Below are 18,393 nucleotides of genomic sequence, written 5' to 3' on the forward strand. Positions count from 1 at the left end.
CCCCTGTTCGACGTGGTCCGGGCCCACGGTGTGCCGGACCGCGGCACAGGGACATACGGCAGGGCCGCAGCCTCCTCGGCTGTGGCCCCGCCGCTGTGCGTACCGTCGTGCACCGTCCCGGCTACGAGATCAGCTCGATCTCTGCGAGCGTCGCCGCCCCGGCCGGCACCAGCCGGTACTTCTCGTACGTCCCCGGACGCGCGACCGTGAAGACCCGGGTCTGCTTGTCCCAGGCGAACGACTCACCGGACCGCTTGTCCACATCCGTCCAGGTCGCGCCGTCGCGCGAGCCCTGCAGCACCCAGCCCGTCGGCGCCTTGTCCCGTGCCGACGAGGTCAGCGTGTACTGGACCGCGCGGGTACCGGACGTCACCGGCAGCTCCACGGGAGCGGCGACCTCCACCGCCGCCTCCGTACCGGAGGAGTTGTCGAAGAGCGCGCCCGTCCCGCTGATCGCATCGTGCCGCGGCGACGGAACCTTGTCGTCCGTCGTGACGGACACCGGAGCGGCGTTCCTGCCCGTGCCCCAGTCCGACGGCTTCGCGCCCATGTCGAACTCCAGCGTTCCGCCGCGCGCGAGCAGCGCGTGCGGCAGCGCGGTGGAGTTCCAGGAAGCGCCGTTGACCTTCAGGCCCTGGACATAGATGTTCCGCGCGCTGTTCTTGGGGGCCTTGACCACCAGGGTGCGGCTGTTCTCCAGACGCACGGTGGCCTTGGTGAACAGCGGTGAGCCGATCGCGTACTCCCCGCTGCCCATCACCAGCGGATAGAAGCCGAGCGCCGAGAAGAGGTACCAGGCGGACTGTTCGCCGTTGTCCTCGTCGCCGTGGTAGCCCTGTCCGATCTCGCTGCCGGTGTAGAGGCGGGAGAGGACCTCGCGCACCTTCTCCTGAGTCTTCCAGGGCTGCGAGGCCGCGTTGTACATGTAGGTGACATGGTGGGCGACCTGGTTGGAATGCCCGTACATGCCCATCCGTACGTCGCGGGCCTCCGTCATCTCATGGATGACGCTGCCGTACGAGCCGACGAACTCCGGCGAGGCCGTCTCCGGAGTGCTGAAGTAGGTGTCCAGCTTCTTGCCGAGGGCCGGGCGGCCGCCGTAGAGATTGGCGAGGCCGCGTGAGTCATGCGGGGCGGTGAAGGCGTACCCGAATCCGTTGGTCTCGGTGTAGTCGTAGCCCCAGACGCGCGGGTCGTACTGCGCCGAGGGAACCCGCCAGTCGCCCTTCAGATTCCGGCCCTGGAAGAAACCGGCCTTGGAGTCGAAGAGGGTGACGTAGTTACGGGCCCGGTTGAGGAAGTACGCCGACTCCTCCTTGTAGCGCGCCTTCCTCGTCTTCGCGTACAGGGCGTCGGCCATCTTGGAGAGGCCGTAGTCGTTGAGGTAGCCCTCCAGCGACCACGACAGGCCCTCATGGGTCTCCGTCGAGGCATAGCCGAGGAACGGTGAGGTCTCCATGCCCTTGCGGCCGACACCCTTGCTGGGCGGCGCCACGGTCGCGTTCTTCAGCGCGGCCTCGTACGCCGCCTCCGCGTCGAAGCCGCGCACGCCCTTGACGTACGCGTCGGCGAAGGCGACGTCGGACGAGGTGCCCGCCATCAGATCGGCATAGCCGGGGGAGGACCAGCGGGAGATCCAGCCGCCGTCCTTGTACTGCTGGACGAATCCGTCCACCAGCTCGCCCGCCTTCTTCGGCGTCAGGAAGGAGTACGCCGGCCAGGTCGTCCGGTAGGTGTCCCAGAAGCCGTTGTTGACGTACACCTTGCCGTCGACGATCTTCGCGCCCGTGTGGGTCGGGGTGTCGGGGCCGGTCTGCGCGGAGAACGGGCTCGCGTACTTGTCCTTGCCGTCGACCTTCTCGAAGCCCGAGTTGGGGTACAGGTACAGCCGGTAGAGCGACGAGTAGAGGGTCACCAGCTGGTCGTGGGTCGCTCCCTCGACCTCCACCCGGCCGAGGATGTCGTCCCAGGCGTCCTGCGCGCGGTCCTTGATCCCGCCGAAGCTCGCCGACGCCGGGATCTCGGCGGCGAGGTTCTTCTTCGCCTGGTCGATGCTGATCAGTGACGTTGCAATGCGCAATGTCACCGTACGGTCCGCACCCGCGTCGAAGCGCAGATGGCCCTTGACGCCCTGTGCGGCGGACGAGGTGACGGGCGCGTCGAAGGCGCCGTACACGAACAGCCGGGTGGCGCCCGTGGACAGACCGCTCTTGACGTCCGAGTAGCCGGTGAAGGAGCTCGTCGCCGGGTCGAGCGTGAGCCCGGCCTGGTCGGTGACGTTGTCGAAGAGCACCGCGGCGTTCTCACCGGGATAGGTGAACCGCATCATCGCCGCATGGTCCGTGGGGGCGATCTCCGCCTTCAGCCCGTTCTCGAACGCCACACCGTAGTAGTGCGGACGCGCCGTCTCCTTCTCGTGGCGGAAGGGGAGCGCGCGGGCTGTGCGCGCCGGGTCGGGCGTGCCCTCGGCGATGGACGGCATCAGCTGGAAGGTCTGCCGGTCGCCCATCCAGGGGCTCGGCTCATGGCTGGCGCTGAACGCCTGCACGGTCGGCAGATTGTCGGCGTTGTTGGCGCGCGCGTACTCGTACAGCCAGCTGAGCGAGCCCGCGTTGGTGACCGGGGTCCAGAAGTTGAAGCCGTGCGGCACCGCGGTCGCCGGGAAGGTGTTGCCGCGCGAGAACGAGCCGCTGGAGTTCGTCCCGCGGACGGTCGAGGCGTAGTCCGAAAGATGCGCGAGCCGCTTCTCGGGCGCCTTGGGCGCGAGGCGGATGTCGTCGACCCAGCCCTGGAACTTCGCCGGGCCCCTGGGGGAGTCGTACGCCACCAGGATCCGGTCCACGGTCTTGCCGGCCGCGACCGAGCCGATCCGGGACGCCACCTGGTTCCACTGGTTCACATAGAGCCGCTTGGCGGCGCCCTGTCCCTGCGGCGTCAACAGCCCGCCGTGCGAGTCGGCCGCCCGGAGGTCACTCAGATAGGTGCCGTCGGTGAACGCGAGATCGACGGCCACGTTCGTGGCGGGGTAGTTGAGGTCGGTCTCGGGAAGCGACGGGAAGATCCGGTACGAGAGTTCCGTGTCGCGCCGCACGGCCGTGTCGACATCGAAGATCTTGTTGTACGAGTACGCGCGGCCGTCCGGCTTGTGCGTGCCCGCGTACTTCAGGGCGCGCTTTCCGGTGAAGCCGGCGTTGGCCTTCGCCGTGGGGGAGCCGCCGGGGCCGCGGTCGACCTGGCTGCGCATGTCCTCCGGGGCCGGGGTCTGCGTGTTCCCGTCGGAGAACTGGACATCGGCCAGCTGGGTGATGTCCGAGGCGCCGTTGTTCTTGCTGATCTCCAGCCGGTAGTGCGCGTACGGGGCCGCGTTCGCGGCACTGATGTCGTAGGTCCTGGTCTGGAAGCGCTTCTCGAAGGTCTGCCCCTCGCGACTGTCCAGGACCTTCCATTCCTGGCCGTCCGGCGAGCCCTTGAGGGTCCAGTCCTTGGGGTCGCGGATGTCGAAGTCGTTGGCCGACGTGAGCGCGTAGGTGACGACCTTGACCGGGGCGTCCATGTCGAACTCGACCCAGGCCGTCGGCTCGAACGCCAGCCATTTGGTGGACGGCTGGAGATCGACCAGATTCTCCTTGGTCTCGCCGGCGCCGGAGTTCTCGTCGCTGGCACGCAGTTCGACGACCTTGTCGGTGACATTGCCCGGTATTCCGGAGGAGAATCCCCCGTCGACCCCCGCGGACCGCTTCTTTCCGTCAGGGCCTGTTTCGACGGTATTGCGCCAGTCGGGCTGGGCTTCGTCCGCTTCGAACGAGGTGGAGAATTCCTGGGACGGGGCCGTGGGTGGGGAGGGGAGCGCGGCGGCCGCCGACTGCGCCGTCACCACCAACAGGGAAGCGGCCGCCATCAGGGCGGCCGCGCGGGTGAGTCTGTGCCGAGGGCTGGGTCTGGGCTGCATACTGAGCCTTTCCTCCCGCCGAAGCGATGCTGGACAACGTTGTCAGGCGCAATGCGCAGGCACTAGTAGGGAGGTAAGTGCCCCATGGTGTCAAGGGTGTTGGCGGTGTGGGGGACACGGAATCGGCCGATTCGGTGAGAATCCGCCGGCGGACGGATCCGGGCGGGGATCTCGTGTCCGCGAGGTCTCAACTCGGGAAAGACTGCCGCCCAACCTTGCTTTCGATCTTGCTCACGTGGCGGGAAGTGGACTATACCTGTCGGCGTCCGGACTTGCCGGTGACACGGTGGCGGACAAGGGGGACGGGGGGAGGCGGCCGGACAGCCGAAAGCGCCGGCTGCCGCCTGCACTTCTCCGTTCCCCACGACACCCCTGCACGACCCAGCTTCAGTAATTGACCGCGGTGGCGGGGCCCTTCGCCTCAGGCGAGAAGGACGGGCGACCGGTTCACCGCCTGAGTCCTGGAGAAGGCGAGGACTTGAGCATGGGATCCACCTCCGCGCACACGAACGGCGGTCTCGGCCGTCGCGATCTGATCAAGCGATCGGCGGCAATCGGCCTGGCCGGCATTCCCACGATGAGCTTCCTGTCGGCCTGCGCCAGCGGCGACGGCGGCAGCGGCGGCGACAAGGTCGACAAGGGCAAGGTCACCAAGGAGAACCCGCTCGGCGTCAACGAGACCGCCGCCCTCGAGGTCGTGATCTTCGACGGGGGATTCGGCCAGCAGTACGCGATCGACGCCGAGAAGAAGTTCAACGCGGCCTTCCCGAAGGCCCCGAAGGTCAAGCACAAGGCCACCCAGAAGATCCAGTCGGAGCTCCAGCCGCGCTTCAACGGCGGCACCCCGCCGGACCTCATCGACAACTCCGGTGCCGAGCAGATGGACATGGGCGTCCTCGTCGGCAAGAAGCAGCTCTCCGACCTCACCCCGCTGCTCGACGCCGCCTCCATCGACGACCCGAACAAGAAGGTCCGCGACACGCTCCGTCCGGGCATCGTCGAGATGGGCCAGTTCGACGGCGACCCGGTCTGGATCTTCTACTACGCCTACACGGTCTACGGCGTCTGGTACTCGCAGACCGCGCTCGACAAGCTCGACGCCCAGTACCCCGAGACCTGGGACGAGATGCTCGCCCTGTGCGAGAAGGCGAAGAAGCAGGGCATCGCCGGCTGGACGTACGCGGGCAAGCACCCTTACTACATTCCGTTCTCGCTCTACCCGTTCATTGCCAAGATCGGCGGCGTCGAGGTCCTCGACGCCATCGACAACCTGGAGCCCAACGCCTGGAAGCACCCGGCCGTCAAGGCCGCGTTCGAGGCGTACTACGAGCTCTACAAGAAGGGCTACATCCTCAAGGGCACCCCGGGCCTGGACCACATCCAGTCCCAGACCGCCTGGACCAAGGGCAAGGCCCTGTTCATCCCCAACGGTTCCTGGGTGGAGAACGAGGCGGCCGCCACCATGCCCAAGGACTTCAACCTGGCGGTCTCCGCCCCCTCCGGCCTCGACAAGTCGGACAAGATGCCGTTCGGCACCATCTGGGCGTCCGGTGGCGAGCCCTTCATCGTTCCGGCCAAGGCGAAGAACGTCGAGGGCGGCATGGAGCAGCTGCGCATCATGCTCAGCGAGGAGTCCTCGAAGAACTTCACCAAGCAGGTCAAGTCGCTGACCGCGTTCAACGGCGGCACCGACGGCATCGAGCTGACGCCGGGTCTGAAGTCCGGTGTCGCCGCGCTCGACAAGGCCGGAACGAATGTCGTCAACCCCCGCCTGCAGGACTGGTATGTCAAGCTCCAGAAGGAGCAGATCGGCGTCGCCGGTCTGGGCGAGATGATGGCCGGACGCCTCACCCCGGCCGAGGCCATCAGCAAGATCCAGGGCTTCGCCGACAAGGCGGCCCAGGACTCCTCCATCAAGCACTACAAGCACCAGTGAGCGGCCCGGGGGCCCGGGGGCGGGCTCCCGGGAGTACACGGCACCAGCGGCAGCACACTCCGGAAGGTCGGGATCGGTAACCATGCAACACGGCAAGTACCGGTTCATCGTGGGGTTCCTCGCGGCCCCCTTGGCGTTGTACGCGGTCTTCGTCATCTGGCCGTTCGTCCAGTCCATCTACTACTCCTTCACGGACTGGACCGGCCTGAGTCCCGACTTCACGATGGTCGGCTTCGACAACTACGCGCGGCTTCTGGACGACGACATCTTCTGGAAGTCGCTCCAGCACAGCCTGTTGTTCGCGCTGCTGCTGCCGCTGGTGACGATCGGCCTGGCGCTGTTCTTCTCCTTCATGATCAATGTCGGCGGACGGCACCGGAAGGGAGCCGCGGTCTCCGGAGTGCGCGGCTCCTCCTTCTACAAGATCGCCTACTTCTTCCCGCAGGTGCTCTCGATCGCGATCGTCGCCCTGCTCTTCCAGTTCGCGTACAACCCGGAGAGCGGAGCCATCAACTCCGCCCTCAAGGCCATCGGCCTCGACAGCATCCAGCCGCTCTGGCTGGGCGACCCGGACCTCGCCCTGTGGTGTGTGATGGCGGTCCTCGTCTGGTCGACGGTCGGCTTCTTCGTCGTCCTGTTCTCCGCGGGCATGGCCTCCATCCCCAAGGACTTCTACGAGGCGGCACTGCTGGACGGCGCGAGCCGGATCACCACGTTCTTCCGCATCACGCTGCCGCTGCTCTGGGACACCATCCAGTCCGGCTGGGTCTACATGGGCATCCTCGCGCTCGGCGCCGAGTCCTTCGCGGTGGTGCAGATCATGACCACGGGTCCGGGCGGTCCCGACTACTCGACCACGGTGATGGTTCTGTACGTGTACCAGTCGGCGTTCCGCGACGGTGCGGCGGCCTATGCGACCACGATCGGCGTCGCCCTGCTCATCGTCACGCTGGCCTTCGCGGCCGTCGTGATGAAGCTGGGCCGGCGCGAGCGGCTGGAGTACTGAGATGAAGACGACGGAAACCTCTCCCGCCGGAGGCGCCGGGGGCGCCGGGACCGCCGAGGCGCTGCCGCCCGTGGTGAAGACCGACCTGCCCGGGGCGAAGGCGAAGAAGAAGCGCGGCGAGGGCAAGGTCCTCAACGTCTTCTCGCACGGCATGCTGATCCTCTGGGCCTTCATGGTCGTCATGCCGCTGCTCTGGGCGGTCATGACGTCCTTCAAGGACGACAACGCGATCTTCAGCTCGCCGTGGTCGCTGCCGGACACGCTGCACTTCGAGAACTGGTCGCGCGCCTGGAGCCAGGCGCACATGAGCGACTACTTCCTCAACACGATCCTGGTCGTGGCCGGGTCGCTGGCCGGCACGCTGCTCCTCGGCTCCATGGCGGCGTACGTCCTCGCCCGCTTCGACTTCCCGGGGAACCGCTTCATCTACTTCCTCTTCATCGGAGGAATGAGCTTCCCGATCATGCTCGCGCTGGTCCCGCTGTTCTACGTCATGAACAACATTCAGCTGCTGAACACGATCCACGGCCTGATCCTGGTCTACATCGCCTACTCGCTGCCGTTCACCGTGTTCTTCCTGACCGCCTTCTTCCGTACGCTGCCGACCTCGGTGGCCGAGGCGGCGCTGATCGACGGGGCCTCGCACACCCGGACGTTCTTCCAGGTCATGCTGCCGATGGCCAAGCCGGGGCTGATCAGCGTCGGGATCTTCAACTTCCTGGGGCAGTGGAACCAGTACATGCTGCCGACGGTGCTGAACACCGAGCAGGAGAACAAGGTGCTCTCCCAAGGCCTGGTGCAGCTGGCGGTCAGCCAGGGGTACAAGGGCGACTGGTCCGGGCTGTTCGCCGGACTGGTGATGGCGATGCTGCCCGTGCTGGCGGCGTACGTCATCTTCCAGCGCCAGGTCGTCGCCGGTCTGACGGCAGGAGCTCTGAAGTAGTACCGAAGCAGCCTCCGCAGGAGTACCGAAGCAGCCTCCGCGCCCTTCGCGTGACGCGTACACCGCCCGTCGGCAGCCGCCGGCGGGCGGTTCCGCGCATGCTCAGGTCTTGACGGGAAGCGACCCGAAAGGCTCCCCTTAGAGTTCACATGTTGGAGTAAACAGCGGGAGTGTGTGAGTCGATGGAGACTCCGGGGTCGCAGACATCTCTGCATCGGGCCAATCTCGAGCGGGTCGTACGTGCCGTGCGTATGGCCGGTTCGCTCACCCAGGCCGAGATCGCCAGGAGCACCGGCCTGTCCGCCGCCACGGTCTCCAACATCGTTCGTGAACTGAAGGACGGCGGAACCGTCGAGGTGACGCCCACGTCGGCGGGCGGCCGCCGGGCCCGCAGCGTCTCGCTCAGCGGGGACGCCGGCGTCGTCATCGGTGTCGACTTCGGCCACACCCACCTCCGGGTCGCGGTCGGGAACCTGGCCCACCAGGTGCTCGCCGAGGAGTCCGAGCCGCTCGATGTCGACGCGTCGTCCGCGGAGGGCTTCGGACGGGCGGAACAGCTGGTCACACGGCTCATCGAGGCCACCGGGATCGGCCGGGACAAGGTCATCGGCGTCGGCCTCGGCGTCCCGGGCCCGATCGACGTCGAGTCCGGAACGCTCGGCTCCACCGCGATCCTGCCGGGCTGGACCGGGATCAACCCCAGCGAGGAGCTCTCCGCCCGCCTCGGGGTGCCGGTGTACGTCGACAACGACGCCAACCTCGGCGCGCTCGGCGAGCTGGTCTGGGGGAGCGGCCGCGGGGTCAAGGACCTCGCGTACATCAAGGTCGCCAGCGGTGTCGGCGCCGGTCTGGTCATAGAGGGACAGATCTACCGGGGCCCCGGCGGTACGGCCGGGGAGATCGGCCACATCACGCTGGACGAGTCGGGTCCCGTCTGCCGCTGCGGCAACCGTGGCTGCCTGGAGACCTTCGCGGCCGCCCGGTACGTCCTGCCGCTGCTCCAGCCGAGCCACGGCCCGGATCTGACCATGGAGCGCGTCGTGCAGCTCGCACGGGAGGGCGATCCGGGCTGCCGCCGGGTGATCGCCGACGTGGGACGGCACATCGGGAGCGGCGTGGCCAACCTGTGCAATCTGCTCAATCCCAGCCGGGTCGTGCTCGGCGGGAATCTGGCCGAAGCGGGAGAATTGGTCCTCGCACCGATCCGTGAATCGGTCTCCAGGTACGCGATTCCCAGCGCGGCCCGCCAGCTCTCCGTCCTTCCGGGGGCGCTGGGCGGACGCGCCGAGGTGCTGGGGGCGCTGGCACTCGTACTCAGCGAAATGGGCGATTCGACACTTCTGGACAGTTCAGTACCGGCCGGGACGCCTGCCTTCACTTAGATAACGAACGGCACCGTTGTCATCTCGTTAAGAATTTACTTCTTGACGCTGGCGTTGCGGCCGAGTTGACTTCGAGCCACCTCGGCCGCAAGGACGCGGCCTCGTCAGGGAGGTTTCTGAATGAACACGCAGATGCGTCGTGCCGCCGTGGCTGTGGCCGCCACCGCGATGGCCGTGTCCCTCGCCGCCTGTGGCAGCGCCAAGGAGTCCGGGGACAACGGCTCCAAGACCGGCGCCGCGAAGGGCGACGACATCAAGATCGGTCTCCTTCTCCCCGAGAACCAGACCGCGCGCTACGAGAAGTTCGACAAGCCGCTCATCGAGAAGAAGATCAGCGAGCTCACGAACGGCAAGGCCGAGGTCGTCTACGCCAACGCCAAGCAGGACGCGACGCTGCAGACCCAGCAGGTCGACACGATGATCACCAACAAGGTCGACGCGCTGATCATCGACGCCGTGGACTCCAAGGCGATCGCCGGCAGCGTGAAGAAGGCCAAGGACGAGGGCATCCCCGTCGTCGCCTTCGACCGCCTCGCCGAGGGCCCGATCGACGCCTACACCTCCTTCGACAACGAAGAGGTCGGCCACGTCCAGGGCAAGGCGCTCCTCGCCGCGCTCGGCGCCAAGGCCAAGGACGGCCAGATCGTGATGATGAACGGCGCGATCACCGACCCGAACGCCGCGCTGTTCAAGAAGGGCGCCCACGCCGAGCTCGACGGCAAGGTGAACGTCGGCAAGGAGTACGACACCAAGGAGTGGAAGCCGGAGAACGCCAACGCCAACATGGAGGCGGCGATCTCGGCCATCGGCAAGGACAAGATCATCGGCGTGTACTCCGCCAACGACGGCATGGCGGGCGGCATCATCACCGCCCTGAAGGCCGCCGGCTTCTCCAAGCTCCCGCCGGTCACCGGCCAGGACGCCGAGCTCGCCGGTGTGCAGCGGATCGTCGCGGGTGAGCAGTTCGCCAGCGTCTACAAGCCGTACGCGCCGGAGGCCGCTGCCGCCGCCGAGATGGCCGTGGCGCTCGCCAAGGGCGAGAAGCTCGACTCGATCGCCAAGTCCAAGGTCGACAGCCCCACCCAGAAGGGCGTCCCGTCGGTGCTCGTCCCGGTCGTCTCGCTGACCAAGGACAACATCAAGGACACGGTCCTCAAGGACGGCGTCTACACCGTCGCCGAGATCTGCACCCCGAAGTACAAGGCCGCCTGCGACGCGCTCGGCCTGAAGTAGGCCCCGGGTCCCGAAAGGGACCGCCCTCGAAGCCTGCCGGTGCCCCTGCCCCCTTCCAGCCCCCGCTATCGGGGCGGGGCACCGGACAGAAACGCTTCTCCCATCGACGCAAGTGTCGTTCGCTTCTGCTCAACCTCCGCGCCACCCCTACGGCGCGGCATCCCCGCCGGTCAGGCGGCGAAGGAGATGGTTCACGTGTCCGCTACGCCCGTGCTGGCGTTGCGCGGGGTCTCCAAGCGGTTCGGTGCCGTTCAGGCGCTCACCGACGTAGAGCTTGAGGTCCACGGCGGCGAGGTGGTCGCCCTCGTAGGCGACAACGGCGCCGGAAAGTCCACGCTGGTCAAGACGATCGCCGGAGTGCACCCCATCGATGAGGGCGTCATCGAATGGGAAGGCAGGGCCGTGTCGATCGGCAAGCCGCACGACGCCCAGAACCTGGGCATCGCGACCGTCTACCAGGACCTCGCGCTGTGCGACAACATCGACGTCGTCGGCAACCTCTACCTCGGCCGGGAGCTGCGCAAGCGCGGCGTCCTCGACGAGGTGGAGATGGAGCGCCGCTCCCGTGAGCTGCTCAGCACGCTCTCGATCCGCATCCCCAGCGTCCGTATCCCGATCGCCTCGCTCTCCGGCGGTCAGCGGCAGACCGTGGCCATCGCCCGTTCGATGCTCGGCGAGCCCAAGCTCGTCATCCTCGACGAGCCCACCGCCGCCCTCGGCGTCGAGCAGACCGCGCAGGTGCTCGACCTCGTGGAGCGGCTGCGTGAGCGTGGCCACGCGGTCATCCTCATCAGCCACAACATGGCCGATGTGAAGGCCGTGGCGGACAAGGTGGCGGTGCTCCGGCTCGGCCGGAACAACGGCGTCTTCGACGTCAAGTCCACCTCGCAGGAAGAGATCATCTCCGCCATCACCGGCGCCACGGACAACGCCGTGACCCGTCGTGCGGCGCGCACCTCGGAGGCGCAGAAGTGAGCACCGAAAAGACCTCCGCCCCCATCGGCGGCGGACACGAGGTAGTGAACCCGGACGCCGCCCATGACGCGGTCACCGCGGTCGACCCCCGGCTGCTGGTGCGCGAGCAGGGCTTCGCCGGCTACGTCTCTGAGTTCAAGCGCAAGCTGCACGCCGGTGACCTGGGCTCGATCCCGGTCGTCATCGGCCTGATCCTCATCTGCGTGATCTTCCAGAGCCTGAACTCGAACTTCCTCTCCGCGCAGAACCTCAGCAACATCGCGGTCACGATGGTCGCCACCGGCATGATGGCCGTCGGCATCATCTTCGTGCTGCTGCTGGGCGAGATCGACCTGTCGGTCGGCTCGGTCAGCGGTGTGTCGGGCGCGATCGTCGCCGTACTGACGGTCACTCACGGCATGAACGAGTGGCTCGCCGTCCTCGTCGCCATCGCGAGCGGCGCGGCCATCGGAGCCCTGCACGGATTCTTCTTCGCCCGGATCGGCGCACCCGCGTTCGCCGTCACCCTGGCGGGACTGCTCTTCTGGCTGGGCTTCATGCTCCAGCTCCTCGGCGACCAGGGCACCATCAACCTGGACGGTGAAGGCGTGGTCGGCAAGCTGACCACGTACTACTTCTCGGACGTGGCGGCCGCCTACGGCCTCGCCGCGGTCGCCGTGGCGGGCTTCTTCCTCTCGTCGTTCTTCGACAGCCGCCGCCGCGAGGCCGCCGGAATCCCGTCCCGGCCGGTCGGGGACATCGTCTTCCGCTCGGCCCTGCTCGCGGTCGTGTCCTTCGCCGCCGCGTTCATGTTCAACCAGTACAAGGGACTTCCCCTCGCGCTGGTGCTGTTCCTGGCGGTGCTGGTCATCACGGACTTCGTCCTGCGGCGCACCGCGTACGGGCGGAAGATCTTCGCGCTCGGCGGCAGCGTCGAGGCGTCCCGCCGTGCCGGTATCAACGTGACGGCGGTCCGGGTCTCGGTCTTCGCCATCGCGGGCACCTTCGCCGCCATCGGCGGCCTGTTCTGGGCCTCCAAGATCGCGGCCGCCAACCAGAGCGCCGGCGCCGGTGACCTCCTGATGAACGTCATCGCGGCGGCCGTCATCGGCGGCACCAGCCTCTTCGGCGGCCGCGGGCGCACCTGGAACGCGCTGCTCGGCGTCATGGTGATCGTCTCGATCCAGTACGGACTCGCGCTGGAGGGCATCGCCACGCCGATCCAGTACATGATCACCGGTGGTGTGCTGCTGGCCACCGTCGTGATCGACTCCGTCACCCGCAGGACGCAGAAGACCGCAGGCCGCGCCTGACGGCCCCCTGTCAGTGCCCGGCGCCGGAACCGGCGCCGGGCACTTCTGCGTGTCCTCCGAAGGCGTGACACACAACCCACCGCCCGATGACAGCCGCTGCGAGCGGAACATTAGACTCGACAAATCGTTGCCAAGCTCGATCAGCTCATACGCAAGGAGGCACGGGTGTCGCTGCTGACCCGTATCAGGGGACCGCGCGATCTGGACCGGCTCAGCCCGGAGCAGCTCGATCAGCTGGCCGCAGAGATCCGGACCTTCCTCGTGGACGCCGTGTCCAAGACCGGTGGCCACCTCGGCCCCAACCTCGGCGTGGTCGAGCTGACCATCGCCCTGCACCGCGTCTTCGACTCACCGAAGGACAAGGTGCTCTTCGACACCGGGCACCAGAGCTACGTCCACAAGCTCCTCACCGGCCGGCAGGACTTCGGCAAGCTGCGCGCCAAGGGCGGTTTGTCCGGCTACCCCTCGCGCGCCGAGTCCGAGCACGACGTCATCGAGAACTCGCACGCCTCCACCGTCCTCGGCTGGGCCGACGGCCTCGCCAAGGCCAACGAGGTGCTGAGGAAGGACGACCACGTCGTCGCGGTCATCGGTGACGGCGCGCTCACCGGCGGCATGGCGTGGGAGGCACTGAACAACATCGCGGACGCCAAGGACCGCCCGCTCGTCATCGTCGTCAACGACAACGAGCGCTCCTACGCCCCCACGATCGGCGGCCTCGCCAACCACCTCGCCACACTGCGCACCACCGACGGCTACGAGCGCTTCCTCGCCCGCGGCAAGGACATCCTGGAGCGCACCCCCGTCGTCGGGAAGCCGCTCTACGAGACCCTGCACGGCGCCAAGAAGGGCCTGAAGGACTTCATCGCCCCGCAGGGCATGTTCGAGGACCTCGGCCTCAAGTACGTCGGCCCCATCGACGGCCACGACATCGAGGCGCTGGAGTCCGCGCTGACCCGCGCCAAGCGGTTCGGCGGCCCGGTCATCGTCCACTGCCTCACCGAGAAGGGCCGCGGCTACCAGCACGCGGAGCAGGACGAGGCGGACCGCTTCCACGGCATCGGCCCGATCCACCCCGACACCGGCCTGCCGGTCAAGACCGCCGCGGCGAGCTGGACCTCCGTCTTCGGCGACGAGATGGTCAGGCTCGGCAAGGAGCGCGAGGACATCGTCGCGATCACCGCGGCCATGCTCCAGCCCGTCGGCCTGAAGAAGTTCGCCGAGGCCTTCCCCGAGCGGGTGTACGACGTCGGCATCGCCGAGCAGCACGCCGCGACGTCCGCCGCGGGCCTGGCCACCGGCGGGCTCCACCCGGTCTTCGCCGTCTACGCGACGTTCCTCAACCGCGCCTTCGACCAGGTCCTCATGGATGTGGCCCTGCACAAGTGCGGTGTCACCTTCGTGCTCGACCGCGCCGGTGTCACCGGTGACGACGGCGCTTCCCACAACGGCATGTGGGACATGTCGATCCTCCAGGTCGTCCCGACCCTGCGGATCGCCGCCCCGCGCGACGCCGAGCAGCTGCGCAGCCAGCTCCGCGAGGCCGTCGAGGTCAAGGACGCCCCGACCGTCGTCCGTTACTCGAAGGGCGTGGTCGGCCCCGCCGTCCCGGCCGTCGGCCGTATCGGCGGTATGGACGTCCTGCGGAAGGCGGGCACGGTCAGGCCCGACGTGCTGCTGGTCTCGGTCGGCGCGCTCGCCCCGATGTGCCTGGAGATCGCCGACCTGCTCGACAAGCAGGGCATCTCCACGACCGTCGTGGACCCCCGCTGGGTCAAGCCGGTCGACGAGGCGCTCGCCCCGCTCGCCGAGCAGCACCGCGTCGTCGTCACCGTCGAGGACAACAGCCGCGTCGGCGGTGTCGGCGCCGCCGTCTCCCAGGCACTGCGCGACGCGGGGGTGGACGTACCGATGCGCGACTTCGGCATTCCGCCGCGCTTCCTCGACCATGCCTCCCGCAAGGAGGTCATGGCCGAGATCGGTCTGACCGCACCGGACATCGCGCGGCAGGTCACCGGCCTGGTCTCCCGGCTGGACGGCCGCCTCGACGACGACCCGGCCGCGGCCCCGGAGCCCGCGCGCGACTGACGTACCGCATCATCCGGCGTACACATTGGGCCGGTCGGAGCACCCCAAGGGGGTTTCGACCGGCCCTTTCGTGTGAAAGGCGACAGCAGGACGGGCGCGTTCCCCCACCCCTCTCGATCATGGGTTCATGGCCATGGCTACGGAGGTAAGCCGGTGAGCACAGAGAAGCAGCCCCTTCAGGAGTCCGGGGTGTTCCGCACCAAGACGGTGGAGCAGTCGATCCGTGACACCGAGGAGCCCGAGCACGCGCTGAGGAAGTCCCTGACCGCCTGGGACCTCACCGTCTTCGGCATCGGCGTCATCATCGGTACGGGCATCTTCGTCCTCACGGGCATCGCGGCCAGGGACAACGCCGGACCCGCCACCGCCCTCTCCTTCGTCGCAGCGGGCGTCGTCTGCGCCCTCGCGGCGCTCTGCTACGCCGAGTTCGCGTCCACCGTGCCGGTGGCCGGCTCGGCGTACACCTTCTCGTACGCCTCCATCGGCGAGCTGCCCGCCTGGATCATCGGCTGGGACCTGGTCCTGGAATTCGCCCTCGGCACGGCCGTGGTGGCGGTCGGCTGGTCCGGGTACGCGCGCAGCCTCCTGAGCACCAACCTCGGCTGGGACATGCCGGCCGCGCTGTCCGGGCGCGACGCGGGAGGCGACTTCGACCTGCTGGCCTTCCTGCTGATCCTGCTGCTGACCGCCATCCTGGTCATCGGCATGAAGCTGTCCGCCCGGATCACCGCGGTCGTCGTGGCCATCAAGGTCACCGTCGTGCTGCTGGTGATCGTCGCGGGCCTGTTCTTCATCAAGTCGGCCAACTACTCGCCGTTCATCCCCCCGGCCCAGCCGCAGCCCGGGGGCGGCGAACTCCTCAAGGCACCGCTGGTCCAGGTGCTGTTCGGCTACGCACCGACGAACTTCGGCATCATGGGCATCTTCACCGCGGCCTCCATCGTCTTCTTCGCCTTCATCGGATTCGACGTCGTGGCCACCGCCGCGGAGGAGACCAGGAACCCCCAGCGGGACATGCCGCGCGGCATCCTGGGCTCCCTGTTCGTCTGCACCCTGCTCTACGTCGCGGTGACGCTGGTGGTCACCGGTATGCAGCGCTACACGACGATGTCGGCGACCGCCCCGCTGGCCGACGCCTTCAAATCCGTCGGCCAGCCCTTCTTCGCCGGCGCCATCAGCCTCGGCGCGATCGTCGGCCTCATCACCGTCTGCATGATCCTTCTGCTGGGCCAGACCCGGGTGTTCTTCGCGATGAGCCGCGACGGACTGCTTCCGCGCTTCTTCTCCATCACCCACCCGCGGTTCCGCACCCCTCACCGGGCGACCATCCTGCTCGGTGTGGTCATCGCCTTCATCGCGGGCTTCACCAGTCTCGAGGCCCTTGCGGCGCTGGTGAACATCGGAACGCTCTTCGCGTTCGTCGTCGTGGCCCTCGGCGTCATCATTCTCCGCCGCACCAGGCCCGACCTGCACCGCGCCTTCCGTACCCCGTGGGTGCCGGTGGTCCCCATCCTGTCCATCGCGGCCTCGGTCTGGCTCATGCTCAACCTGCCGACCGAAACGTGGTTGCGGTTCGCCATCTGGATGGCCATCGGCGTCGTCGTCTACTTCCTGTACGGGTACCGGACGAGCCGCCTCGGCAAGGTGGGCAAGGAGGCCACGTACTGAGGGACGCCACGTACCGAAAGGTTCTGCTGCCCGTTCCCCGTGGCCTCGTATGTCCCGCAACAGTGGGATGTACGGGGCCAATATCGTGTGTCCATGAGCGGACCGCCGGGGCGACCGGGCGGGCCGCTGACACCCGGACCACGGCCGCGTACGGCCGTCAGGCAGGGCGTACCGTCCGCGGTCCCGCGCACTGCGCCCCTAGTGCCTCCACGCGCTCCCGCAGCCCGCGGTCGGCCGTGACGACGACGCGGGGGCGGTCCCGCGCCGCCGCGACCAGCGACACGATGTGGTCGTCGCCGCTGCCGGGCGCCGGCTCGACACGTACGCCCGGGACGGACCCAACACCCCGCGCCTGCCCCTCGACCACGAGGACGACCTCTGCCGGACCGGGGTGTCCGGGGATACCCTCCTGGGCGAACGGGACGAGTCCGTCGCGTAGCCGCTCGGTCGCACCGAAGCGGTCGCGCCACCACCCGTCCGGGACCGAACCGACCACGTTCGCGGCATCGACGATCAAGAGAATAGGCATGTCGGGAGCGTGGCACAGAGCAGGGCTCGGGCGGGCGGATCGGGCGCGCCGCCGAGTGTTATCGTCACGTAAATCAAGCGCTTGCACGGCGCTCAGGGAAGGTGGGCAACGGGCCATGTCATTGCGGTCTGCGCGGAGGTCGAAGCGTCGGACGAGCAAGCCTGACGCAGGGGACACCGGGGACACCGGGACCACCGGAAGGCAGCCCCGTCGCGCACTCCGGGCGAACCCGTCGTTGCCTGCGGACCCCTCGCTGCCGCCGACGACCGGCTGGCTGCTGCGCGGCAAGGACGGCCGGCTCTCCGCGTACGCGCCGGGTGCCGACGGCGTGCTGCGGTGGACCGAGACGCGGCCGGGCGGACCCGACTGGACGGGCCCCGAGCTGTTCCCCGCGCCCGGCGTGCTTCCGTATCTGGCCATCGCCCAGGGCACCGACGGCTATGTGCAGCTCGTCGGGCTGCGCCGTACCCCCGTCGCGGGCGGGGAGATCGCCACGGAGGTCGTGCAGACCATCCAGTACCAGTCGGGCCGCCCGATGCGGGACTGGTACTCGCTCGGCACTCCGTACGCGAAGGACCGTGAGCTGGCCGCGAAGACAGGGCTCCCGGCGGCCGTCGTGGACGCGGAGGGCTCACTCCACGTCTTCCTGCGCAACGCGGGCGGTGGCGTCTGCGGCCGCAGCCAGGTCCCGAACGGCAAGTGGAACAAGTGGGCCGACTTCAAGGGCAGCAATATGCAGGGCGTGCCCTCCGCCGCCCTCGCCGACAACGGGCTGATGGAGGTCCTCGCGCCGACGCCGGACGCCGTCATGCGGTGGACCCAGGAGACCCCGGGTGTGAAGTTCCAGCGTGCCGAGGACATCGAGACCTCGGCCGCGGACAGCTCGCTCAGCTCCGAGCGGACCGGCCGTGAGCGGCTCACCCATGTGTGGCGCGAGGCCTCCTCGGGCACCGTCCACGCCTGGCGCGAGGGCAGGGCCCCGGCGGCCCTGGGCGGCGACGGCGGTACGGGCCCGGTCGCCATGCTCCGCACCCCGGTCGACGGACACGACTGCACGATCCTCGCCCAGCGCGGCAAGGACGGCCGGCCGGCGCTCGCGGCGTACCCGACGGAGGACGAGTCGGCGGGCACGGAGTGGACGTCCACGGGGGAGCCGTGCGTCGGTGCCCCGGCCCTCGCGATCGACGGCAACGGCCGGGTGGTGCTGGCCGCGTTCGGCGCGGACGGCACGCTGCGCGTGACCCGGCAGAAGGCGGAGTCGGGGCTGGCGATGGAGGCGTGGAAGGTCGTCTGACCCTCTGCGTCCGAGCGCCTCGGCTCAGCGACACGTCGACACATCGATACGCCGCCACAGTGATACGGCGACACACGGCGGCGCTACGTCCCGGCGGG

Annotated in this window: 12 protein-coding genes; 10 read left to right on the forward strand and 2 right to left on the reverse strand. The window is 68.3% G+C overall.

Annotation, left to right across the window (positions count from 1 at the left end; genetic code table 11):
- Window positions 1-121: 121 nt before the first annotated feature.
- Window positions 122-3,949 (reverse strand): GH92 family glycosyl hydrolase, encoded by a 3,828-nt coding sequence (locus AC0699_RS23620; RefSeq protein ID WP_478663503.1) that lies wholly within the window; start codon window positions 3,947-3,949, stop codon window positions 122-124.
- 484 nt (window positions 3,950-4,433) lie between these two features.
- On the opposite strand from AC0699_RS23620, the gene ngcE reads away from it, so the two are divergent.
- The 9 genes from ngcE to AC0699_RS23665 all read left to right on the forward strand — a co-directional run bounded on the left by ngcE (window position 4,434) and on the right by AC0699_RS23665 (window position 16,472).
- Window positions 4,434-5,885: an N-acetylglucosamine/diacetylchitobiose ABC transporter substrate-binding protein gene (gene ngcE, locus AC0699_RS23625; protein ID WP_478663506.1), complete on the forward strand. Its 1,452-nt coding sequence runs from the start codon at window positions 4,434-4,436 to the stop codon at window positions 5,883-5,885.
- Between the two features lie 82 nt (window positions 5,886-5,967).
- On the forward strand, window positions 5,968-6,891 hold the full coding sequence (locus AC0699_RS23630) for a carbohydrate ABC transporter permease (RefSeq protein ID WP_478663508.1): 924 nt from the start codon (window positions 5,968-5,970) through the stop codon (window positions 6,889-6,891).
- A 1-nt stretch (window position 6,892) separates the two neighbouring features.
- The gene (locus AC0699_RS23635; protein WP_478663510.1) at window positions 6,893-7,834 is read left to right on the forward strand and encodes a carbohydrate ABC transporter permease; all 942 of its coding nucleotides are present in this window, start codon (window positions 6,893-6,895) and stop codon (window positions 7,832-7,834) included.
- Window positions 7,835-8,016: 182 nt separating this feature from the next.
- On the forward strand, window positions 8,017-9,216 hold the full coding sequence (locus AC0699_RS23640) for an ROK family transcriptional regulator (protein WP_478663513.1): 1,200 nt from the start codon (window positions 8,017-8,019) through the stop codon (window positions 9,214-9,216).
- A gap of 120 nt (window positions 9,217-9,336) precedes the next feature.
- Window positions 9,337-10,449, forward strand: coding sequence for a substrate-binding domain-containing protein (locus AC0699_RS23645; protein WP_478663516.1), 1,113 nt, complete (start codon window positions 9,337-9,339; stop codon window positions 10,447-10,449).
- 186 nt (window positions 10,450-10,635) lie between these two features.
- Window positions 10,636-11,424 carry an ATP-binding cassette domain-containing protein gene (locus tag AC0699_RS23650; protein ID WP_478663519.1) on the forward strand — a complete coding sequence of 263 codons (789 nt, stop codon included), beginning with the start codon at window positions 10,636-10,638 and terminating at the stop codon, window positions 11,422-11,424.
- Entirely contained in the window at window positions 11,421-12,716 is a 1,296-nt protein-coding gene (locus AC0699_RS23655; protein ID WP_478663521.1) for a sugar ABC transporter permease, read from the forward strand. The genes AC0699_RS23650 and AC0699_RS23655 overlap by 4 nt, the downstream gene beginning before the upstream one ends.
- Window positions 12,717-12,881: 165 nt before the next feature.
- Window positions 12,882-14,804 carry a 1-deoxy-D-xylulose-5-phosphate synthase gene (gene dxs / locus AC0699_RS23660; protein ID WP_478663524.1) on the forward strand — a complete coding sequence of 641 codons (1,923 nt, stop codon included), beginning with the start codon at window positions 12,882-12,884 and terminating at the stop codon, window positions 14,802-14,804.
- Between the two features lie 153 nt (window positions 14,805-14,957).
- Window positions 14,958-16,472 (forward strand): amino acid permease, encoded by a 1,515-nt coding sequence (locus tag AC0699_RS23665; protein ID WP_478663526.1) that lies wholly within the window; start codon window positions 14,958-14,960, stop codon window positions 16,470-16,472.
- Window positions 16,473-16,629: 157 nt separating this feature from the next.
- Here AC0699_RS23665 and AC0699_RS23670 read toward each other — a convergent pair whose 3' ends face one another.
- Window positions 16,630-17,001, reverse strand: a complete 372-nt coding sequence (locus tag AC0699_RS23670) for an NTP pyrophosphohydrolase (RefSeq protein ID WP_478663528.1) — start codon at window positions 16,999-17,001, stop codon at window positions 16,630-16,632.
- A gap of 235 nt (window positions 17,002-17,236) precedes the next feature.
- Between AC0699_RS23670 and AC0699_RS23675 the strand changes: the two genes are divergently transcribed.
- Window positions 17,237-18,295 carry a PLL family lectin gene (locus AC0699_RS23675; RefSeq protein WP_478663530.1) on the forward strand — a complete coding sequence of 353 codons (1,059 nt, stop codon included), beginning with the start codon at window positions 17,237-17,239 and terminating at the stop codon, window positions 18,293-18,295.
- Window positions 18,296-18,393 lie beyond the last annotated feature (98 nt).

It is taken from the genome of Streptomyces sp. NPDC043870, from assembly GCF_056435785.1.